The sequence below is a fragment of the Winogradskya humida genome (assembly GCF_016862215.1).
In the GTDB taxonomy this organism is placed as follows: domain Bacteria; phylum Actinomycetota; class Actinomycetes; order Mycobacteriales; family Micromonosporaceae; genus Actinoplanes; species Actinoplanes humidus.
The window spans coordinates 24,704-46,611 of the sequence record NZ_BOMN01000137.1; the positions used below are offsets into that span (position 1 = coordinate 24,704).

The following is a 21,908-nucleotide window of genomic DNA, read 5'->3' on the forward strand; positions in this document are numbered from 1 at the left end:
CCTGCTCGTCCGTGCCACCGTGTCGCACCACATCGGCCGTCCACGTCTATTCAACGCAGCCACGGACCGGGATTCCCCTAGATCTCGCGTGGTCTTGCGGCCCGGTGGCGTCAGGAAGCCCGCAGCGCCGACACGCGAGGACCGGGTTCGTCGCGTGCCATCCCGATCAGGTCGGTGCGGCGACTGATCCGGAACTTCCGGAAGATCTTGGTCAGGTGCTGTTCCACGGTGCTGGAGGACAGATACAGCCGCTGGCCGATCTCGCGGTTGGTGAGCCCGTTCGCGGCGAGCCGGGCAACCCTGGCCTCGGCCTCGGTCAGCTCCGGATAACGGTCCCCGTTCTCGCCGGGAAGATCGGCCACATCGGACCCGTCGCCACCCAGCAGCAGCTCACGGATCTCGTCCTCGCACCCGCACTGCCGGGCCACCTCCAGGACCCGGCGGGCGGTCTTGCGTGACCGGCGGGAATCGCCGAGCGAGTAGTACTCGTTGCTCAGGTGCGCCAGGGACAACGCGAACTCGCGATGGTGCCCGGAATTCTCCAGGACACCCGCGGCGCGTTGCAGCGTCGGCAGGCGCCGGCCGGCGCCTGCGAGACCCGCGAGCAGGCGCAGAGCCACCCCCGCGAGGTACGCGGGACCGTCCGCGACCCGCCTGACCTGCTCCTCGAGGACGGCGCGGGCGTCGTCCGGGCGATCCAGCGCGCAGTACGCCTGCCCGAGCCCGATCCGCCAGGGCACCAGGGTGGACAGCTCGGGGCCCCGGCCGGCCAGCATCCCCCCGCACCGCAGGAAGTCCTCGACGGCGGCGTACGGCCGGCCGCTCGCCAGGGCGTGGCAGCCCCGGGCGTACAGGTACGGCAGTCCGAGCGTGGAGTCGAGCAGGCCGGGCTGCAGCGGCGTCCGCAACAGGACCGCCGCCTCATCGAGCAGGCCGCCCTCCACCTGCGCCACGATCAGCGTGCCCAGGGCGTAGCCGGCGCCCACCCCCCAGCTCGCCCTCGACATGATGGCCAGCGCGGCACCCGCGTCCCGGATCGCCGCCGGCACCATGCCCCGCCGCAGCGTCACGTCGGCGCCGACCATCTCCACCACGGCGGTGAGCGTCACCAGGCCACGCCTGCGGAAGTCCGCGGCCAGCCGCGTGCACCAGCTCGCGGCCAGGTCCAGCTCGTCGATCAGCACGAGCGTGAGCAGGGTGGCCAGGACCGTCTCCACGAGCGGGTCGGTGTGCTCGCAGTTCTGCAGGACGGCCTCAGCCCGCGCGGCAGCCTGCCCGGCCGGTTCCTGCCCGGAAGCGCCTGCCAGGGTGGCGAGCGCGGGGCCACCGCGTGCGGGGTCGCCGGCGGCCGGCGGCCGGAGGAACGCGAGCCAGGCCAATGAGGTACGCGCGCCACCGGTCCGCGCGCCGGGATCGTCCCGGGCGATCTGCTCGACCTCGTCGAACCGGCCGGCCCAGAGCAGGCTGCTGAGCAGCGACTCGACACCACGCTCGTCGAGGCTGCCCGCGCGCAGGGCCGCCCGCAGGCCGGGCAGGTGACCCGTGACGGCCGACGGTGCGGTGTGCCACTTGGCGCGAACCAGCGTGACCAGGGCCAGGACCTGCGGATCAGTGGAGGTTCCGGTGCTCAGCGCGAAGTCCGCGTAGTCCGCCGCCGTACCCGGCCGGCCGTTGCGCAGTGCCTCCGCCGCCGCCTCCGCCATGACCCCGGCAGCCCAGGACGGGCGCGGCTCGGCGGCGAGCAGGACATGTGGCGCGATCGCGGTGACCTCGGCGCCCTCGGCGTACCGCAGCTCGGCCGCCCGCCGGTGGAGCAGGGCACGCTCGGCGGCCGGGGTGGCCTCGATCAGCGCGGCGCGGGCCTCGGGGCACCGGAACCCGCCGGTGTCGTCGAGCAGACCGGTCCGGGTCAGCTCGGCCACCCCGCGCGCGGCCTCCCCGGCGTCGAGACCCGGCTGGATCTTCACCAGGCGTGCCGGGCCGGCCCGGTCGAGGACTGCCAGGCCACGGGCAACCGCGAGCAACGCCTCGTCGCCACGGTGCACGCACGCCGACACGGCTGACTTGAACATGGCGTCGGCGTGGACGAGCCGGGGACCGGCGGGAGCGAGGTGTTCACCGTCGGCGATGAGTGCGCCCAGCAGCAGCGGATTCCCGCCACTGGCAAGGTGGTACGCCGCCGCACGGGCCGAGGTGCCCGGCTCGCCGAGCACCTCGGCGACGGCCGCTTGGCTCAGGGGCCCGAGCCGCAGGCGCCGGCAGGGAAGATGCCGGTGCAACTCGGCGTCGAAGGAGGGCACGGTCGTCCAGGCCGAGTCGCCCGCCGTGAGCAGCACGAGCACGTGCCGGCCGGCGAGGCGGCGCTGCAGGTGCAGCAGGATGCCGCGGGACAGCGGATCGACGTGCTCGATGTCGTCGACACAGAGCAGCACCGGCCGGTCGCCGATGCTGGTGAGCAACTCCGAGCAGATCAGCTCGGTGGGCTGCACCCGGCGCCCGGGTCCGGCCCCGCGCACGTACGCCTCGAACTCCGCCTCCACGCCGGCGCTGCGCCACAACTGCCGGGCAACGCCGTACGCGGCGGAGGTCTCCGCGGGCGAACCCGCCGCGGTCAGGACCGGGGTACCCGCGGCGGAGACGACCGACACGACCTCGCGCAGCAGCCGGGTCCGTCCCGAGGCGGCCGTGCCGGAGACCACGACGATCTCACTGCCCGCCGTCCGGCACCGGTCGAAGGCCGCCGCGATGGCCGCCATTTCCCGACTTCGTTCCACCAACCGCACCGACAGCTCCCTTCAGTACGCATGAAGGTCTGCGGTGCGGAACCACGTGTCGCCACACCACCGGTGCAACGTAACGCCGGGAGAACCGGGAAATTATTAGAACTAGGAGGCGGCGTACTCGAAGAATCCCGATCCGGTTTTTCGGCCCAGCCGGCCGGCGTCGATCATCTGGGCCAGCAGCGCCGGCGGGGCGTAGAGGGGTTCGCCGAACTCGGTGTGCAGCGCGACGGCGATCGCGGCGATGACGTCGAGTCCGATGAGGTCGGTCAGTTCCAGGGGACCGAGTGGATGCGAGCAGCCGAGCCGCATGGCACGGTCGACGGCGGCGGGCGTGGCGTGACCGGTACCGACCATCCGGACCGCGGCGAGCAGGTACGGGACGAGCAGCGCGTTCACCACGAAGCCCGTACGGTCGCCGGACCGCACGACCTGCTTGCCGAGGACGTCCGTCGCGAACGCCGCCACCGCCGCCACGACGTTTCCCGCGGTCTCCGGGCCGGCCACGATCTCGACGAGCGGCATGGCCCGGACGGGGTTGAAGAAGTGCATGCCGACGACGCGGTCCGGGTTCGATGTCGCCTCCGCGAGGACACCGACGCGTACCGATGAGGTGTTGGTCGCCAGGACCGTGTCCGGGTCGGTGAGGACGGCGTCGAGCTCGGCGAAGACCTTGCGCTTGAGCGCCTCGTCCTCGGGCACCGACTCGATCACCAGCTGCCGGTCGCTGAGCTCCGCCGCCGACCGGGTGAAGGTGATCGCGGCGAGGGCGCTGCCGGCCCCGGCCTCGTCGAGCTGGCCCTTGCCGACCGCGCGGTCGAGTGACCTGGCGATCCGGGTGCGGCCGCGGTGCGCGGACCCCTCCGAGGAGACCAGGACCCGAACGTCCAGGCCCGCGCGGGCGCACAGTTCCGCCAGGCCGGCGCCCATCGTGCCGCAGCCCACCAGTCCGATCCGCTTCATCGGGCCGGCGTCCAGCGCAGGACGGTGGCACCGAGGGACATGCCGCCGCCGAAGCCCGCGAGCAGGACCAGGTCACCGCCCTTCAGATGACCGCCGCGGTTGGCCGCGTCCAGCGCGAGCGCGACCGAGGCGCTGCCGGTGTTGCCGTAGAGCTCCAGGGTGCGGTGGGTGTGCGCGTGGTCCAGGCCGGCCTTCGCCACCAGCTGGGTCAGCAGCACACCGTTGGCCTGATGCGGCACGAAGTGCTGGACGTCGTCGAGCTTGTGCCCGGCCCGCTCCACCAGGGCCTGCACCGCGCCGGGCACGTTCTCCATGACGAAGTCCCGCACGCCACGGCCGTCCATCCGGAAGAAATGCCCGCCCTCGTCCACGGTGTCGTGGCTGACGGGCACGCGGCTGCCGCCGGCCTCGACCCGGATCAGGTGCCGGGCGGATCCGTGGCTGGAGAGTTCCATGCCGAGAAAACCACCCTCGGGCACGGCCCCCACCAGCGCCGCGCCCGCGCCGTCGCCGAGGAGCACCACGGTCTTGCTGTCCTCGACGTCGAGGATCCGCGAATACACGTCAGCGGCGACCACCAGCACGAGCGCGCCGGGCTCCTGGGCGATCAGCGCCCGGGCAAGGGCGAGGGCGTAGACGAAGCCGCTGCAGACGACGTTGATGTCGAAGCAGGCGGCGTTCGTCGCCCCGATCGCGTCCTGCACGACGTACGACGTGGGTGGCTGCGGCGAGTCCGGAGTGGACGTCGACACGATGAGATAGCGGAGCTCGCCGGCCGCTACTCCCGCAGCGTCGAGCGCCCGCCGCCCCGCCTCGGCGGCCAGGTCCGAGGTCGCCTGGTCCGGCGCGGCGTACCGGCGCTCGACGATCTGCGTCTTGCGTTCGATCCACTCCGCGGTGACACCGGCCGGCCCCGCGACCTCGTCGCCGCTCACGATCCGCTCGGGGACGTACGATCCGGTGGACAGAATCCCGATCGAGCTCATCTCACACCCTCGCCGTCGATGCGTACCGGCGCCACGAGGTGAGCCGGCCGGCGCCGATCCGCTCCCGCAGCTCCGGGTCGGTCACCCCCAGGCCTTCCTCGGGCGCGAGACAGAGCACGCCGACCTTGCCGACGTGCCGGTTCTGCTGGACGAGGCGCAGCGCCTCACCCGTCTCCCGCAACTCGAACAGGTCCGTGAGGATCGGCACCAGCCCGCCCTGGCGGAACAGCCGGGCCGTCTCCCACTGCTCCTGCAGATTGGCGATGTGGCTGCCGATCACCCGTTTGAGGTTCATCCAGAGGTAACGGTTGTCGTACTGGTGCTGGTAGCCCGTGCTGGATCCGCAGGTCACCACGATGCCGCCGCGCCGCACCACGTGGACCGACGTGCCGAAGGTCGCCCGGCCCACGTAGTCGAACGCGATCCTCGGGTCCTCGCCCAGCTCCGCCCGGATGCGCCGGCCGAGCCGTTTGCCGCACTCGATCGCGTCCGCGGCGCTGTCCTCGCCGTCGCCCATGCCGATCTCTCGGCGGTCGATGATGACGTCACAGCCCTGCTCGCGGAGGATCTGCGCCTTCTGGTCGGAGCTCACCACGCCGACCGCGACGCCGCCACCGTTCTTGACCATCTGCAGGGCGAAGCCGCCGAGACCACCGGTGGCCCCCCAGATCAGCACCGTGTCGCCCTGCTTGATCTGGGCGCCCCGGTCACTGACGAGCATCCGGTACGCCGTCCCGGCACACAACGTCAGCGACGCCGCCTCCTCCCAGCTCAGATGCGGAGGCTTCGGTACGAGCTGACTCGCCCGGACAACCGTGTAGTGCGCCAGGCCCCCGAAGTTCGTCTCGTAACCCCAGGCCCGGCCCTCCGACCCCATCATCGAGTCGGCGTGCGCGCTCGGCTCCTGGTCGTCCACGTACGCCGGGCTGACCATCGCGTGGTCCCCGACGTTCCAGTGGCGTACCCCGTCGCCGACCCGCACCACCACACCCGCCGCGTCCGACCCGACCACCTGATGCGGAAGGTCGTGCCGGGTCGCGTAACCGCCCTGCCGCGCCAACCGGCGCAACGCGGTGAACGTGGAGATCGGCTCGTGCATCGCCGACCACACGGTGTTGTAGTTGATCGAGCTGGCCATCACGGCCACCACGACCTCGTCCGGCGCCAGCCGCGGCATCGGCACCGGACCGACGTGCACCGACCGCCGGACGTCCCGGTCCGCCTCGCCCTCGAACATGCCGACGTCGCGGGCCAGCAGGTGCGCCGCGGTGAAGGTCGCCGGGAGGGGGTGCCGGCTCAGTTCCTCCGGCCCGGCTCCCGCAAGTACCGCTTCGGTCAGAGTGTCCATGACTGTCCCCGCGACTTGAGCAGTTGTTTCACGAATGCCTCCAGGAGGGGCCGTTACACCGTCGAAGAGTGCGGTCCGGGCCAGGCTAGCCACGACGGAGCCCCCTACCTCAACCCCCTAATCAGCAGCCGTGGTCCCCCGCCCCGGCCGCCGTGGACGCTGACGGAAATGTCTAGGGATGCCATGACAGCGGGGCCTGCAAGCTGGACGGCGACGAAAGGCTCCGGTGTGCTGATCAGACTTCTCCGGGCCCGGTTGCGGCCCTACCGCGGCCGGCTCGCGGCGCTCGTACTGCTGCAGGTGGTGCAGATCGCGGCGACGTTGCTGCTGCCGACGCTGAACGCCGACATCATCGACAACGGCGTGGTCGCTGCCGACCCGGGACGCCTCGCGGGCACCGGCGCCGTCATGGTGCTGGTGACGTGCGTGCAGGTCGCCGCCGCCCTCGCCGCGGCCTGGCTCGCCGCACACGTTGCCATGGCGGTGGGCCGGGACCTGCGCGCGCTGGTGTTCCGCCGGGTGCAGGACTTCTCCGCCCGCGAGGTGGGCCTGTTCGGCACATCCTCACTGGTCACCCGGACGCTCAACGACGTGCGGCAGGTGCAGACGCTGACGCTGAACGCGTCCGGCATCGCGGTGTCCGCCCCGATCATGTGCGCCGGTGGTGTCGCGCTGGCACTGCGCCAAGACGTGCCGGCGGCCGGTGTCCTGGTCGCCCTCGTGCCGGCGGTCGGGGTGGTGGCCGGCCTGATCCTGCACCGGATGAGCCCGCTGTACGCCCGCATGCAGCTCGGCCTGGACCGGCTCAACCGGATCCTGCGCGAGCAGATCACCGGCGTACGGGTGGTGCGCGCGTTCGTCCGCGACGACCACGAGCGGGCCCGGTTCCGCGCCGCCGACACCGACCTGTTCGTCGTCTCGGTGCGCGTCGGCCGCCTGGTCGCCGCCATGTTCCCCGCGGTGCTGCTCACGATGAACCTGTTCAGCGTCGTGCTGCTGTCCTTCGGCGCGGTCCGTGTCGAGAGCGGCAAGCTGGAGGTCGGCGAGCTGAACGCGTTCCTGGGCTACCAGACCCTGATCCTGGTGTCCGTCATCATGGCGATGCTGATGTTCATGGCCGCGCCCCGCGCCGAGGTGTCCGCCGGCCGGATCCTGGAGGTGCTGGACACCGGGTCGAGCATCGCCGCCACGGCCCGGCCGGCGAGGCCCGGCACCACCACCGGCCGTCTCGACATCACCGGTGCCGGATTCCGGTATGCCGGCGCGGAGCAACCGGTGCTCGGTGACGTGACCCTCTCGGCCCGGCCCGGCCAGACGATCGCGATCGTCGGCAGCACCGGAAGTGGCAAGACGACGCTGCTCAACCTCGTGATGCGGCTGCTCGAAACCACCGCCGGGCAGGTACGCGTCAACGGCGTGCCGGTGCGCGACCTGGATCCGGCGGTGCTGGCCCGCACGGTGGGTTACGTGCCGCAGCGGGCGTACCTGTTCTCCGGCACCGTCGCATCGACGCTGCGCTACGGCTGCCCGGACGCCACCGACGCGGACCTGTGGCGGATGCTCGACGTGGTGCAGGCGCGGGAGTTCGTGCGGCAGCTGCCCGAGGGCCTGGACACACCGGTCGCGCAGGGCGGCACCGATCTGTCGGGCGGGCAACGGCAACGGCTGGCGATCGCGCGTACGCTGCTGCGCCGCCCCGAGATCCTGCTGCTCGACGACTGCTTCTCGGCGCTGGACGCCACCACCGCCGCCGCCGTGCGCGCCGGGCTGGCCGTGGAGACGTCGCACGCCACGGTGCTGATCGTGGCGCAGCACATCGCGTCGATCCGGCACGCCGACCGCATCCTCGTGCTGGACGCCGGCCGGGTCGTCGCCGGCGGAACCCACGACGAGCTGCTGCTCACCAGCGCCGAGTACCGCGAGATCGCCTTGTCCCAGAGCGGCAGGGCCCCCAGCGACAGGGAGCAGGTCGGCCGATGAGCACGTTCCGCAGGGTCGTGGCGCTGCTGCGGCCGTACCGCGCGACGGTCGTGGCGATGTCCGGGATCGGCGTCGCCGGCGTCGTCCTGGGTGTGTTCGGCCCGGCCCTGCTGGGCCGCGCCACCGACCTCGTCCTGGCCGGGGTGCTCGGCCGGGACCTGCCCGCCGGGATCAGCCGGGAACAGGCCGTCGGGCAACTGCGCGCGGACGGGCAGGAGACCCGGGCCGATGTGCTGTCCACTGTCGACGTCGTGCCCGGTCACGGCATCGACTTCGGCGCGATCGGCCGGGTGCTGCTGCTGGCCACCGTCCTGTTCCTCGCCGGGTCGCTGCTGCTGCTCGTGCAGGAACGGATGGCCATGGGCGTCGTCCAACGGGTGATGCGTGACCTGAGACGCGCGGTGCAGGACAAACTGTCCCGGCTGCCGGTGGGCTACTTCGACCGCACCAGCCGCGGCGACCTGCTGAGCCGCGCGACCAACGACATCGACAACCTGCAGCAGGCGTTGCAGCAGGCGCTCGGCCAGTTCGTCACGGCGCTGGCGAACGTCACCGCCGCGCTGGTGCTGATGATCGTCATCTCGCCCGCGCTGGCCGGGGTCGTGCTGCTCGGCGTGCCGGTCTCGGGCCTGCTGGCGTTCCTGATCGCCCGGCGCTCCCAGCCACGTTTCGCCGCGCAGTGGGCCGCGACCGGCGTGCTGGCCACGCACGTGGAGGAGACGTACACCGGGCACGCGCTGGTGCGGGCGTACCACCGCCGGGACGACGCCGAACGCGACTTCGACGACCGCAACGAGACGCTGTACCGCGCGAGCAGGCAGGCGGAGTTCCTGTCCGCGGCGATCCCACCGGCCCTGTCGTTCGTGGCCAACCTGACCTATGTGGCCGTCGCGATCGCCGGTGCGCTGCGGGTGCTCGCCGGTCAGCTGTCGATCGGTGACGTCCAGGCGGTCGTGCAGTACTCCTCCCAGTTCAGCCAGCCGCTCACGCAGATCGCCGGCATGGCCGGGCAGCTGCAGTCAGGTACCGCGTCCGCCGCCCGCGTCTTCGAGCTGCTCGACGCCGACGAGCAGAGCCCGGACGCCCGGACGCCGGCCCGCCCGGCGACCGCCGCCGGGCGGGTGGAATTCCGCGACGTGACGTTCGGGTACCAGGACGGCGAACCGGTGGTGCGGGAGCTGTCGCTGGTCGCGGAACCGGGTATGACAGTGGCGATCGTCGGGCCGTCCGGTGCCGGCAAGACGACCCTGGCGAACCTGGTGCTGCGCTTCTACGAACCGCGATCCGGCCGGATCCTGCTCGACGGCACCGACATCGCCACCATGACGCGGGCCGACGTCCGCGCCCGCACCGGCCTGGTGCTGCAGGACACGTGGCTGTTCGGGGGCAGCATCGCGGACAACATCGCCTACGGCCGCAGCGGCGCCACCCGTGAGGACGTCGTCGCCGCGGCCCGCGCGACACATCTCGACCGGCTGATCCGCACCCTGCCGGACGGCTACGACACCGTGCTGGACGAGGACGGCGCCGGTGTCAGCGCGGGCGAGAAACAGCTCATCACGGTGGCGCGCGCGTTCCTCGCCCAGCCGTCGGTGCTCGTGCTGGACGAGGCCACGAGCGCGGTCGACACGCGTACCGAACTGCTGATCCAGCGGGCGATGGGTGCGCTGCGCGCCGGCCGGACCAGCTTCGTCATCGCCCACCGGCTGTCCACCATCCGCGACGCGGACCTGATCGTCGTGCTCGACGGCGGCCGGATCGTCGAACGCGGCAGCCACGACGACCTCGTCCGCGCGGACGGCCCGTACGCCCGCCTGCACGCAGCCCAGCTGACCTGACCCCGCTACGAGAGGACGTTCCCGTGACGCTCGCCGACGACGCCACCACCGAGTGGATCCGCCGGTACCATCCCGCCACCGGCAGCACCGTACGCCTCGTGCTGTTCCCGCACGCCGGAGGCGGGGCCAGCTTCTTCCACCCGGTCTCGGCACGCTTCTCCCCCGGCGCGGACGTGGTGTCCCTGCAGTACCCGGGCCGCCAGGACCGCCACCGCGAGCCGCTGGTGCCCACGATCGATCAGCTGGCCGATCGGGTGAGCGAGCAGTTGCGGCAGTTGAGCCCCAAGCCCAGCGTGTTCTTCGGCCACAGCATGGGCGCGGTGCTCGCGTTCGAGGTCACCCGGCGGCTCGAGATCACCGGTGGTGGTCCCGAGGTGCTGATGGCGTCGGGGCGGCGCGGTCCGGCGACCCTGCGCGCCGAGTCGGTGCACACCCGCGACGACGCCGGCATCATCCGCGAGCTGAAACTGCTCAACGGCACCGATCTGCGCCTGCTGGACGACGAGATGCTGGCGGTGGCGATGCCGGCGATCCGCAACGACTACCGCGCCATCGAGACGTATGTCCCCCGGCCCGGCGCCACGGTCAGCTGCCCGATCGTGGCCCTGACCGGGGAGAGCGACCCGAAGACGACGGTGGACGAGGCCCGGGCCTGGGAGAAGCACACGACGGGTGGCTTCCGGATGGAGGTGTTCCCCGGCGGTCACTTCTTCCTGGCCTCGCAGTCGGCCGCGGTCAACCACCAGATCGAGCGTGAGCTCAAGACTCTGGCCTGAACCACCCGCCCGCGCCGGAACCGTCGTTCAGAGCGGCCGGCAGGTCGGCGCGGTTGGACACGTGGAGCTTGCGGTAGATGCGGGTCAGGTGCTGCTCGACCGTGCTCATCGTGACGAAGAGCTTGTCGGCGATCTCCCGGTTGGCGTGGCCGGTCGCGGCGAGCTCGGCGACCCGGCGCTCGGCGTCGCTGAGCAGGCGGAGCGGGCCGGCAGTTACCGGTGCGAGCGGGGCGAGCTGGGCGAGCTGGGCGGGCGGGGCATCGGGCTCCCCCGTCGCCAGGCGGGTCTCGTCGATGTCGTCGCGCCAGGCGACCAGGCCGGGCACGTCCAGCCCCCAGGCGGTCATCAGCTCGCCGCACCTGGTGAAGTCCCGCAGGGCCAGCTCGTGGTCCCCGGTCGCCAGGCTGTAGCGGCCCCGGGCCCGGAGGTAGAGCAGGCCGCTACGGGTCTGGAATATGCCGCCGGGCACGGGATGGTCCAGATGTACCTGCGCCTCGGCGTAGTCGCCCAGCGCTGTGGCGGCCAGGATGAGGCTGGACAGTGGGGCGCCGACGCCGACGCCCCAGCTGCTCGGTGGCATCGTGTCCAGGGCCGACCGGGCGTACGTGATCGCCCCGCGCGGATCGCCGAGCCGGACGGCGATCTCGGCGCGGATCGAGGCGAGCCGGGCCTGCCGGGCCGGCGCGTTGCGCTCCCGGGCCTCCCGCATGAACGTGTCGCACCAGGGCGCGGCCACGGCGGCATGCCCGCCGTAGACGAGCGCGAGAAGAGCACTCTCGACGGTGTCGAGCGACATCTCGTCCAGGTGGACGCTGCGCAGGACGCGCTGGGCGGCGGCCACCAGTCCCCTGCCCGGCCCTCGTTCGAGGACCCCCGCGAGCATGGTCACCGCGGTCATCCGGCGGCTGGCGGCGACCGTGGCGGCCAGTGGTCCGCCACCGGCCGGGGGCCGGGGCACCGCTGACCCCAGCGGCGGGTGGGTCACCCGGAGCCAGGGCTGGAAGGTGGCCAGCTCGGCCGTAAACGCCGGATCGGGGCCGGAGCCGACGGCGAGCGGGCCGAGGACGGCCCGGGCCTCGTCGAAACGGCCGTGCCAGAGCAGCGTCCTGGCGAGCGTGATCGCGTCGGCGCCGGACAACTCCCCCCGGCGCCGGCTCTCGGCCAGCTCGTCGATGAGGGTGCCGGACATCGCCGGGCTGATCCGCCAGCGGGCCCGCAGCGCCAGGGCCGTCACCGTGGCCCGGCGCGCCGGTGTGACGCACTGGTTCCGGGCGCAGTCGAGATATTGCAGGCCGCGATCGACCCGGCCGTCCCGCAACGCCGTGCGGGCCGAGTCCTCCAGGGCGGTGACGGCCCATTCCGCGGCGACCGGGGTGGCCTGGCGCAGGTGCTCCGCGACCACCTCGGGCGGGGCGCCCCGCTGATGGGCGAGTTCGGCGGTACGGGCCTGCAGCGCGGCGAGCTCATCGGCGTCCACCTGGGCCAGCAGCGCGTCGCGGGCGGCCCGGTGCCGGAATCCGCCCCGGTGCAGGATCCCCGCGGTGGTCAGCGAGCGGATGACCCGGCCGACGACCGTGGCGTCGAGGCCGAGCAGCCGGGTCGCCACCTGTTCACCGGGCGAGATGGCCAGGGCCCGGGCCACCTGCAGGACGGCGGGCTCGCCGCGGCTGACGGCCCGGAGCACGGCACGCCCGTAACCGCTGCCGGGCACGACACGCCGGCTGCCGTCGCCGGGCTCCGCGACGAAATCCTCGATCAGGCCGGCGAGCAGCAGCGGATTTCCGCCGGTGAGCCCGTGCCACTCGGCGGCGTGCCGCTCGCCCGCGGCGGCGCCGAACCGGGCGGCCACGAGTTCGCAGACGTCGTGCATGGTGAGCGGGCCCAGCCGGAGCCGGGTGTTCTGCGGCCCGTTCAGCAGGTCGTCCTGCATCGGGTCGAACTCGGAGCAGCTGATCAGGATCAACAGGTTCGAGCCGCGGACCCGCCGCGCGAGATAGGACAGGCAGGTCAGTGACGCCGCATCGGCGTGGTGCGCGTCGTCGACCACGATCGCCAGCGGGTAACGCTCGCTGAGGCCCAGCAGCATGGTGCCGACCTCGTGCAGCAGGGCCGCGCCGAGCGGCTCCGGCGCGGCACCGTCCACGAGCGGCCCGGACCTGCCCGCCCGTGCTCTCGGCAGACAGATGCGGCGGGCGCGGTCCCGGACATCGGCGGGCAGCGGCGCGTCGTGCAGCAGCTGGTGCACCACGCCGAGCGGCAGATCCCGTTCCGCGTACGAGCCGTACCCGATGACGGCCAGCGCACCGTGGTCGACGACCCGGGCCGCGAACGTGTCGAGCAGGTCGGTCTTGCCGGTCCCGACGGTGCCCGCGACCGTGGCTGTCCGCCCGTGTCCGGCCACCGCCCCCGCGAGCAGCCTGTCGAGCACGCCGATCGCGCCGTCCCGGTCCGCCGGCTCTGTCATCGCCACTCCAGCTGGTGGAAGGTGAGGGGGGCCGGGGCGGGCTGCCCGAAGCGCTGCTCCAGTCGCCGGGCAGCGTCCAGCGCGACATCGTGCGCCTCCCGCCAGGTGGCGCGGTGCGGCCCGGCGGCGGCGAGCTCGGCGGTGCTGATCGCGAGACTCAGGCTAAGGTCCGGGTAGCCGGAGCGGGCGGCCTGGCGGATGCCGGCGATGAGCGTGGAGCGCTGCCCCTCGAACCAGGACAGCGGAACGTCGACCAGCCGCCGCACCAGCGCCTCGGGCAGCCCGTCACGGGTGTCCGGCGCGGGTGGCGCCACGGGGCCGGCCAGCCGCCGGTAGGCCTCGGCGGCCAGCGATGACAGGGTGACGAGCGCCCGCCGCACCGCGGCCCGGCGCTGCTCGGGTGGCTCGTGGGTGCGTCCGCGCTCACGGGCGTACGCCCGGATCAGGGTGTGGAACCGGTACTGGCGGTCCGGGCCGGGGTTCGCCGCCACGGTGTCGAGCAACCGGGCATCGGCGAGCGTGTCGAGCAGGCCGGCCGCCTCCCGCGGTGCGGCGTCCAGCAGCGCGGCACCGGCCCAGCTCGAGAAGACCGGGAAGTCCAGCAGGCCGAGCAGGTGGAACAACCGCCGCGCCGGGGCGGGCAGCGCGTCGGCCACCGGGGCGAGACTGCCCCGCACACTGAGGCTGCCGTGGGTCAGCTCACCGATGATCCGGGTCTCGTCCGCGAGCCGGGCGGCGAACTGTACCAGCGCCCACTGCGGCCGGGCGGCCAGCCGGGCACCGGCGATCCGTACCGCGAGGGGCAGGTGCCCGCAGCGGTCGGCGAGCTCGGCCGCGGCGACGGGCTCGGCCCGCACACGCCCGGCGCCGACGATCCGGGTGAGCAGCTCCGTGGACTGCTCCCGGTCGAGCCCGTCGATGTCGATATGGACAGCGCCGGGAATCCCGGGCAGCCGGCGCCGGCTGGCGATCAGCACCGCCGCGGCCGGGACACCGGGTAGCAGCGCCCGGACCTGCTCCTCGTCGGCGGGGTCATCGAGCACGAGCAGAGTTCGCCCGGCGGGGATCCGGGGAATGCCGAACCCCGCAGGATCGACGGGTACGGCCGCCAGGCCGTGCAGGCTGCCGAAGAACCGGCCACCCGGGAACGACTCGGCGAGCCGGTGCGCGGCGTGCACCACGAGCGCGGTCTTGCCGGCACCGGGCCGGCCGACCACCACCACCGGGGCCGGATGCCGGTGCGGATCGTCCACTGTGGTGGCAGTGAGGATCCGCCGGACAGCGGCAAGCTGCTCGGCCCGCCCGACGAAGTCGGCGGTATCGGCGGGCAACGTCGACGGTCCGGGCAACGGCAACGGCAACGGCCCGGGCGACGTCGACGGTCCGGGCAAGCTCCGCGCCGGGGCCTCGACGCGGCGTCCGCAGCGGCGGAGCGCCAGCGCGAGCTGACCGCGCAGCCGTTCCCGCAGCGGATGGGCGGCGACCAGCTCGGTGAGCTCGCCGACCAGGTCCCGGTGCAGGCCGAGGCCGAGTTCGGCCTCGATACAGTCCTCGGTGACGGTGATCCGGCGCTCGTCGACGGAGCCGGCCGCGGCCCGCAGCGCCGTGCTCGGCAGTCCCTGCAACGCGGGACCACGCCAGAGCGCGAGGGCGGCCCGGTAATCCCGGGCGGCGTCGCCGGGCCGGTTCGCCTCGCCCGCGGCGCGGGCCCGCCGGACCAGCTCGTCGTGCCGGTGCAGGTCCAGCTCCGCAGGGCCGAGGTCGAACGCGTAACCCTGCGGGCAGGTCCGGATCGCGTCCGGCCGGCCGTGCGAGGCGAACAGCCGGCGCAGGGCGGAGATGCAGATCTGGGTCTGCACCCGGGCGGTCGGCGGCACCTCGGTGCCGTAGACCGCGTCGATGAGGCGCGCGACGGGCACCGGCCGGTTCGCCTCCAGCAGCAGACAGCCGAGCACGATCCGCTGGCGGGTGCCGCCGGGCCGGACCGGGGTGTCGTCCGCCAGTATTTCGAGCGGGCCGAGGACACGGAACTGCAAGCCCGAACCTCCTTGTTTCCGCGACGGGGCGGTTGTGGCTTCGGGCCGGCAACGTACTGATGCTGAATTTGCCTATATCGAATTACCCCGGACGGTTTCGATATCGGCTTCGTCGACCGCGTTACGCAGTCTGCCGGAGGCAACCAAGCGTTCGGTGAACAGCACTATTCAGTTGAACACCCCGCACGACAGTGACGCGCGTCAATTATTTGCGGTGACCTGCACCTGTTTCGGAGAGTGAATTCCGGCATCTGAAAAATGCCCGAATCCGGACAGCAAACGAATCGGGACGGCAGCCGGATGGCTGCCGCCCCGATTCCGATGATCAGCGGGAGAAATCGATACCGCGGATCTTGCTGACGAATGTCGCGAGATCGTCGACCGTGGCCTCGCCCCGGCTGGTGCTGAACCGGGTGACGAGCCGGACCAGCGCCTCGTACGCCTCGGTGTGGTCGTAGGAGACCGAATCGGCGACCTTCAGCGACCACCGCCAGTAACCGTTGAGCGTGTCGGCCAGCGGCATCCGGAAGGTACCGAGGACGTCCTTGAGGTCGGGTACCGTCGCTCCGGCGCCGTTGCGCTGGACATACTCGCCGACCAGCGAGCTGTAGAACGCGAAATGCCGCGCCTCGTCCCGGGCGAGCCGGTTGAGCAGGTCACGCAGCACCGGCTCGGTGACGACGTTCTTGAAGCGCTGATAGAACAGCTGGGTCGCCTTCTCCTGCACGAGGGTGTAGGCGAACGCCTGGATCGGATGCTCGTACGGCAGGGCGAACTGCTTGACCCCCTCCGTGGCCAGCTCGACCATCAGGCTGCTCGAGTCGGTCATCCCCGCGTCGACCTGGTAACGGGTCAGCACCGAGGCGTGCCGCTCCTCGTCGTTGGCCCAGGCGATCAGGAACCGGAAGTACTCCCGGTTGAAACAGAACTCCTCGATGCTCAACTGACGCCCGGACACCGGGAAGACGTCGAGGAAGTAGCTGAGATAGCCGGGGATGTGGTCCTCGATGAACGTGATGAAGCGGACCACGGACCGGTCGTCGGCGGTGAGCAGCTCGGGCCGCAACGCCGACCAGTCGAGCTCGTCGATCGACCACTGGCTGCGCGCGGCGCGGTCGGTGGCGTCGCCGACGAGCGTACGCATCAGGTCGGGGTCGAGAAGTCCGGCTCTGCTCGGCAGGGGGGTCGTCACGGCGTACCCTCCGGGCCGAGCCGCAGGTTGGCGGCGGTCAGGGCATAGTGCTTGGCGGTGTAACCCCAGCCCGCGTTGGCCGTGCGGAGGTAGCGGATCAGCGGTTCGAAGCCACCTGGCAGCGCCTGCTCGATGGCGTCGCGGTTGGTCTCGGCGTTGCGCTCCCAGTCGGCGATGGTCCGCTTGTAGTGCGCGGTCAGGTCGTCGAGCCCGGTCAGGCTGAAGCCGGCCGTCTCGACCGCGGCCACCAGCACGGACAGCGGGACCATGTCGGCGAACCCGAAGATGTTCTCCATGACGTGCCGGGTGCCGGGCCGGTCGTTGAACTCGCGGTAGACGGCGGCGTTACGGAAACAGCTCTCCGACAGGTACAGCCGCCCGCCGCGGGCCAGCATCGCGCGCAACCGGGTCAGGACCTGCTCCCGGTCGGGCATGTGGATGATCGAGCCGACCATCGTGGCCGCCGCGTAGTCACCGTCCGTGCTCACCTCCGCGAACCGGCCGAGCCGGATGTCGATCCGGTCCCGGACACCCATGGTCCGGGCCAGATCGTCGATGTACGCGGCCTGCGTGCGCGACGGGGTGACCCCGGTGGCGTGGCAGCCGTACTCGGTGGCCATGAACAGGATCAGGCTGCCCCACCCGCACCCCGCGTCGAGCAGCCGTTCCCCGCCGGTGAGGCCGAGGCGGCGGGCGATCAGGTGCAGCTTGGCCGTCTGCGCCTCGGCCAGCGTGGTGTCCGGACCGGCATAGATCCCGGAGCTGTACTTGAGCCGCGGGTCGAGGTACGCGGCGAACACCTGCGCCGGGAGCTCGTAGTGCTGGTTGGTGGCCGCGACGGCCAGGTCCGGGTCGACGACGTCCGCGGTGGACATCCGATCAGTCCTTCGCCCGCACGTACGACGTCACGAGCGTGACCAGGTCCGTGAGGGTGACCGAGGCGAAGATCTGCTCGTCGTCGAACTCGACGTCCCAGTGCCGTTCCAGCCGGGACACCACCCGCAGCAGGTGGACCGAGTCGACGCCCGGGATGTTCTTGAGGACCTCGTCGTCGGCGATCGTCGCCGGTTCGACCTTCATCTCCTGGGCCAGGTAGCCGCGGACGACGTCGGCGACGGCGTCGACGGTTCCGGGCGTGGCGCCGGCAGGCGTGGCAGCTGTCATGACGATCCCAATCCATGGTCGAAGTAGTGCTGGAGCCGGTCGAACTCGGCGCCGTCGAGGCCCATCAGCTCACGCGCGGTGCCGGCCCGGATGGTCTGGTAGGTGCCGCTGGCCATGACCGCGACGTCCCCGTGCTCGTCGAGGACGTCGGCCTCGGCCCTGATCAGCTCCCCGCCGTGGTCGACGAGCCGGGCCACGGTCGTGGTGACCCGCCCGGTGCGCACCGGCGCGAGCATCTTGGTGCGCAGGGTCATGCAGAAGGCGAGCACGCCGAGGTCGATCGCGATGAGATCACCCATCACCTCGTCGACCAGGACGTTGAGGATGCCGCCGTGCACCGTGCCGGGGTACGACGCGTAGTCCGCCCCCAGCGTGGTGCGGGCGGCGATGGTCCCGTCCGCCCGGCGGGTCAGGGTGAGTGCGAGCCCCACCGGGTTGCGCGGCGAACACCCGAAACACTGGAATTTCGGTTCGTCGCGCCACGGGAGCGCGATCGGCTCCTCGGCGGCGGACACCGGCCCGGCGGGCACCGGGCCGATGGACACCGGGCCGATGGACACCGGGCCGATGGACACCGGGCCGGTGGAGAGCTGGCTCATAGTGCGATCGAGACCTTTGTCGACTCCGCGGCGATGGCCCGCCGGACGTCGGCCATCTTGGTCAGCCGGTGCCCGGTCAGTTCGGAGAAGTACGCGAAGAGCTGCGTGCAGCAGCGTTCCCACTCGACGCCGTCCCGGTCCACCTCGGCGAAGTAGCTGAACACCTCGTCGATCGTCTCGTGGCCCTGCAGTTCGGGCAGGTGCCCCTTGAACCGGCTGACGGGGTGCCGGTAAAGGTCACGGGTGGTGCCCATGTAGACGTACAGGGTCTCCACCACCGACGCGCACTCCTGCGGGTGGGTCGCCAGCCGGCGCGCCGTGTAGTGGGCGAACTCGCGGGCGTGCCGGGCCTCGTCGCCGCTCGCCCGGCCCATGATCCTGCTGATCACCGGCTCCCGGACCGCCCGGCTCACCGACTTGTACATATGGTTGGTGAGCACCTCGCAGATGACGTTGGTCGCGATGCTCGCGGCCTTGGTGACGCCCGGCGGGTACGGCTCGCGCATCGCGTTGACCTTGTCGTAGCTCACCTTGTGACCGGCCATCTGCAGCCAGGTCTGGAACGCCAGGTGGTGCTGGACCTCCTGATAGCCCCAGATGCAGACGAACTGGGAGAAGTCGTAGTCGTCGGCGAACTCGTTCAGCAGGCCGTGGGTCGCGGCGACCGAGTTGGACTCGCCCATGATCGCGCCCTTGGCGAACGTGATGTAGTCCGGTTCGACCAGGTCGGGCCGGAAGTCGTCCCAGGGGATGTCCTTCAGCTCCCAGGTGGCCTGCTGATAACGGGTGAAGACACCCGCACTGTGCAGTTGGTCGTCATCGATCGTCGGAATCACCGGGACGCACCCTTCAACTCGTCGGCCAGCAGCCGGGAGGCGAGACCGCGCTGCCACTTGCCGCTGGTGGTCCGGGGCAGCCAGCGCGGCTTGACCACATAGACCCGGACGGCGCCCAGGTCGAGTTCGTTGCTGACCCGGCCGGCGACCTCCTGGCGCAGCGCATCCGCCAGCTCGGGCTTCGCCTCGACGATGACCCCGATGTGCTCGGCGCCGTCCTCGTCCACGTCGGAGAACGCCACGCAGCGGCGGCGGTAGACGCCGGGCACCTCGCGGGCGACCGCCTCGACGTCGTCCGGGAAGTAGTTCTGGCCGCGTACCACGACCATCTCCCTGAGCCGGCCGGCGACGTAGAGGTCGTCGCCCAGCAGGAAGCCGAGGTCGCCGGTGCGCAGCCAGCCGCCGTCGAACAGCCGTTCGGTGGCCGCCGGGTCCCGGTAGTAGCCGGTCGTGACCGGCGGCCCGGAGATCTGGATCTCGCCCAGCCGCCCGTCGCCTGCCACGGAGCCGTCGGGCGCGACGATGCGCAGGGTGATGCCGTGCACGGCCTGCCCGACCGAGACCACGTGCTTGGCAGCCGGATGATCGGCGGCGACCTCGTGGACCAGGCCGGTGGTGGCGAGTGCGTCCCGGTCGATGCTCAGCGACCGGGGCACCGTGCCCGGGACGGGGTAGCTGACGGAGAGGGTCGCCTCGGCCATGCCGTAGACGGGGTACATCACCGACGGGTCGAGGCCGTACGGAGCGAGGGTCGTGGTGAAGCGGTCGACCGTGGCGATCTGGACCGGTTCGGAGCCGTTGAACGCGAGCCGCCAGCGCGACAGGTCCAGCTCGGCGAGCTGCTCGGGGCCGACCGCGTCGAGCAGGTAGTCGTAGGAGAAGTTCGGCCCGGTGACCACCGACCCGCCGACGGCGGCGATGTAGGCCAGGAACTTCGCCGGCTGCCGCAGGAACGCGGTCGGGGTGAAGATGTGCACGTCGGCGCCGTTGAGCCAGTGCGACAGCAAGCCGATCAGGCCCATGTCGTGGAACACCGGCACCCATTGGACGAAGACGTCGTCGGGGCTGAACGCACCGGAGACCACGCAGGCCTTCAGGCCGGCGACCACGGCGCGGTGCGGCAGCATGACGCCCTTGGGCGAGCTGGTGCTGCCGGAGGTGAACTGGACGACCGCCAGATCCTCGGGGTCGACGACCGGCAGCGGCCCGGCACCGGGCCCGGGGTCCGCGGCGCCGTCCCGGAAGGGTTCGAGCACGACCAGTTCCGGCATCAGCTCGCGCAGCTCGTCGCCGATGGCGGCGTACTCCGGATCGAGGACGAGATGCCGCATCCCCGCGGTGTCCGCGATCCGGGCCAGGCGCTTGGCGGTGGTGCCCGCGTCACCGAACCCGGCCTGCACGGGCAGCACACTGATGGCCGCGCCGGCGCGCCACAGCCCGAACATCGTGGTGAAGAGCCTGTTCGTGGTCGGCACCAGCAACCCGACGACCTCGCCCGGCACGACGCCGGCGTCCCGTAACCCGTGGGCCGCGGCGGTCGCGGACGCGTCCAGGTCGGCGGGCGGGAGCCGTTCCCCGGAACCGGGGAAGGTGGCGGCGCTGCCGGGTGAGTGCGCCACGAGACGGGTCAGGCACGCTCCGAGCGTGTCGCCGTCGAGCAGTCCTGGTCGCAACGGATTCTCCCTCAGATGACGAGTTTTACCGGCAGGGAATCGAGGCCGCGGAAGTTGAAGTTCGGCCGCCAGACGAGCTCGTCGGTGGCCAGCTCGATCTTCTGGTAGCGGCGCAGCAGTTCGGTGAGCACGAGGCCGGTCTCGAACTTCCCGAGCAGCGCACCGATGCAGTAGTGGGGGCCGCCGCCGAAGGCGAGGGTCCGGGTGCCGCTGCGGGTGATGTCCAGCCGGTCCGGGTCGGGGTAGCGGACCGGGTCCCGGCTGGCCGCGCCGAACAGCACCATCACCTTCGCGCCGGCCGGCAGGGTGGCCTCGCCGAGGCGGACCTCGGCGGTGGTGACCCGCGCGGCGACCTGGACCGGGCAGTCGTAGCGGGCCAGTTCGTCGACGGCGCTCTCCATCAGCTCCGGCCTGTCCCGCAGCAGCTGGAGCTGATCGGGGTGGCGCAGCAGGGCGAGCACGCCGTTGCCGATCAGGTTCACGGTGGTCTCGTGGCCCGCGTTGAACAGCAGCAGCACGTTGGCGATGATCTCTTCGTCCGTGAGCCGGTCGCCGTTGCCGTCGGCCGCGGCCAGCAGCGACAGCACGTCCTCGCGCGGGTCGGCGCGGCGCAGCCGCAGTTGTTCCCGGATGTACTCGGTGAACTCCGCAGCGGAGCGGTTCATCGCCGCCGATGCCTCCGGGGTGATGGCCGGGTCGACGATGCGGCCGATCGAGTCGGTCCACTCCCGGCAGCGCGCCCGGTCCTCGGCGGGCAGGCCGACCAGCTCGCAGATGACGGTGACCGGCAGCGGCAGGGCGAGCCCCTCGATCAGGTCGACCTCGCCGTCGCCCAGCTCATCGAGCAACTCCTTGACGAGCTCGACGATCCGGGGACGCAGCCGTTCCACCGCTCCGGCGGTGAACGCGGCGTTGACCTGGCCGCGGATCCGCCGGTGCGCGGCGCCGTCGAGCATCAGCATCCAGTGCCGGGTGCTGCCGACGGCCGGGCCGCCGGCTCCGCCACGGTGCTTCACCCAGGACGGATCCTGGTGAAAGGCGCTGCTCACATGCGGGGAGCGGACGAGTTGTTCCACCTCCTCGTGCCGGGACAGGACCCAATAACCGAAAGGTGTCCGATGAATGGGCTCCGCAGCGCGTAGCCGGTGATAGTGCGGATAGGGGTCCGCGCGCATCGTCGGGTCACGGGGGTCAAAGAGAGTTTCCATGGGCACCACTTTTACAAGGGGTTCACCTGCGGATTCACGGCACGGGGCGCGCCAGAACCGGTTCA

At 71.8% G+C, this 21,908-nt stretch carries 16 protein-coding genes; 3 read left to right on the forward strand and 13 right to left on the reverse strand.

Translation table 11 applies throughout. The annotated features are described in order from the left end of the window. Nucleotides 1-110: 110 nt before the first annotated feature. The 4 genes from Ahu01nite_RS45910 to ccrA form a co-directional block, all read right to left on the reverse strand. Entirely contained in the window at nucleotides 111-2,783 is a 2,673-nt protein-coding gene (locus tag Ahu01nite_RS45910) for a helix-turn-helix transcriptional regulator (RefSeq protein WP_307794767.1), read from the reverse strand. Between the two features lie 102 nt (nucleotides 2,784-2,885). After that, nucleotides 2,886-3,743, reverse strand: a complete 858-nt coding sequence (locus tag Ahu01nite_RS45915; RefSeq protein WP_203843060.1) for a 3-hydroxybutyryl-CoA dehydrogenase — start codon at nucleotides 3,741-3,743, stop codon at nucleotides 2,886-2,888. Further along, a complete protein-coding gene (locus Ahu01nite_RS45920; RefSeq protein ID WP_203843061.1) occupies nucleotides 3,740-4,729 on the reverse strand; it encodes a 3-oxoacyl-ACP synthase III family protein in 990 nt (329 codons plus the stop codon). The genes Ahu01nite_RS45915 and Ahu01nite_RS45920 overlap by 4 nt, the downstream gene beginning before the upstream one ends. 1 nt (nucleotide 4,730) lies before the next feature. Further along, on the reverse strand, nucleotides 4,731-6,077 hold the full coding sequence (gene ccrA / locus Ahu01nite_RS45925) for a crotonyl-CoA carboxylase/reductase (RefSeq protein WP_203843062.1): 1,347 nt from the start codon (nucleotides 6,075-6,077) through the stop codon (nucleotides 4,731-4,733). A gap of 228 nt (nucleotides 6,078-6,305) precedes the next feature. On the opposite strand from ccrA, the gene Ahu01nite_RS45930 reads away from it, so the two are divergent. From Ahu01nite_RS45930 to Ahu01nite_RS45940, 3 genes are read left to right on the forward strand one after another with little or no spacing between them, the layout of a single operon-like run. After that, nucleotides 6,306-8,057: an ABC transporter ATP-binding protein gene (locus Ahu01nite_RS45930; protein WP_203843085.1), complete on the forward strand. Its 1,752-nt coding sequence runs from the start codon at nucleotides 6,306-6,308 to the stop codon at nucleotides 8,055-8,057. After that, nucleotides 8,054-9,895: an ABC transporter ATP-binding protein gene (locus tag Ahu01nite_RS45935; RefSeq protein ID WP_203843063.1), complete on the forward strand. Its 1,842-nt coding sequence runs from the start codon at nucleotides 8,054-8,056 to the stop codon at nucleotides 9,893-9,895. The genes Ahu01nite_RS45930 and Ahu01nite_RS45935 overlap by 4 nt, the downstream gene beginning before the upstream one ends. 23 nt (nucleotides 9,896-9,918) lie before the next feature. Continuing rightward, nucleotides 9,919-10,671 carry a thioesterase II family protein gene (locus Ahu01nite_RS45940; RefSeq protein ID WP_203843064.1) on the forward strand — a complete coding sequence of 251 codons (753 nt, stop codon included), beginning with the start codon at nucleotides 9,919-9,921 and terminating at the stop codon, nucleotides 10,669-10,671. On the opposite strand, the gene Ahu01nite_RS45945 is transcribed toward Ahu01nite_RS45940, so the two are convergent. The 9 genes from Ahu01nite_RS45945 to Ahu01nite_RS45985 form a co-directional block, all read right to left on the reverse strand. Then, nucleotides 10,655-13,135 (reverse strand): AAA family ATPase, encoded by a 2,481-nt coding sequence (locus Ahu01nite_RS45945; protein ID WP_203843065.1) that lies wholly within the window; start codon nucleotides 13,133-13,135, stop codon nucleotides 10,655-10,657. The two genes, Ahu01nite_RS45940 and Ahu01nite_RS45945, sit on opposite strands and share 17 nt — an antisense overlap. Further along, complete coding sequence (locus Ahu01nite_RS45950; RefSeq protein ID WP_203843066.1) at nucleotides 13,132-15,171, reverse strand: AfsR/SARP family transcriptional regulator; 2,040 nt, start codon at nucleotides 15,169-15,171, stop codon at nucleotides 13,132-13,134. Before Ahu01nite_RS45950 ends, Ahu01nite_RS45945 begins: the two co-directional genes overlap by 4 nt. Before the next feature lie 325 nt (nucleotides 15,172-15,496). Further along, nucleotides 15,497-16,363: an acyl-ACP desaturase gene (locus Ahu01nite_RS45955; protein WP_203843067.1), complete on the reverse strand. Its 867-nt coding sequence runs from the start codon at nucleotides 16,361-16,363 to the stop codon at nucleotides 15,497-15,499. After that, nucleotides 16,360-17,238, reverse strand: coding sequence for an SAM-dependent methyltransferase (locus Ahu01nite_RS45960; RefSeq protein WP_239159675.1), 879 nt, complete (start codon nucleotides 17,236-17,238; stop codon nucleotides 16,360-16,362). The genes Ahu01nite_RS45955 and Ahu01nite_RS45960 overlap by 4 nt, the downstream gene beginning before the upstream one ends. A 4-nt stretch (nucleotides 17,239-17,242) precedes the next feature. Next, nucleotides 17,243-17,527, reverse strand: a complete 285-nt coding sequence (locus Ahu01nite_RS45965; RefSeq protein ID WP_203843068.1) for an acyl carrier protein — start codon at nucleotides 17,525-17,527, stop codon at nucleotides 17,243-17,245. Then, complete coding sequence (locus Ahu01nite_RS45970; RefSeq protein ID WP_203843069.1) at nucleotides 17,524-18,126, reverse strand: PaaI family thioesterase; 603 nt, start codon at nucleotides 18,124-18,126, stop codon at nucleotides 17,524-17,526. The genes Ahu01nite_RS45965 and Ahu01nite_RS45970 overlap by 4 nt, the downstream gene beginning before the upstream one ends. Next, a complete protein-coding gene (locus tag Ahu01nite_RS45975; protein ID WP_203843070.1) occupies nucleotides 18,123-18,962 on the reverse strand; it encodes a ferritin-like domain-containing protein in 840 nt (279 codons plus the stop codon). The genes Ahu01nite_RS45970 and Ahu01nite_RS45975 overlap by 4 nt, the downstream gene beginning before the upstream one ends. After that, nucleotides 18,959-20,635: an AMP-binding protein gene (locus tag Ahu01nite_RS45980; RefSeq protein WP_203843071.1), complete on the reverse strand. Its 1,677-nt coding sequence runs from the start codon at nucleotides 20,633-20,635 to the stop codon at nucleotides 18,959-18,961. Before Ahu01nite_RS45980 ends, Ahu01nite_RS45975 begins: the two co-directional genes overlap by 4 nt. 11 nt (nucleotides 20,636-20,646) lie before the next feature. Next, nucleotides 20,647-21,843 carry a cytochrome P450 gene (locus tag Ahu01nite_RS45985; protein WP_203843072.1) on the reverse strand — a complete coding sequence of 399 codons (1,197 nt, stop codon included), beginning with the start codon at nucleotides 21,841-21,843 and terminating at the stop codon, nucleotides 20,647-20,649. Nucleotides 21,844-21,908 lie beyond the last annotated feature (65 nt).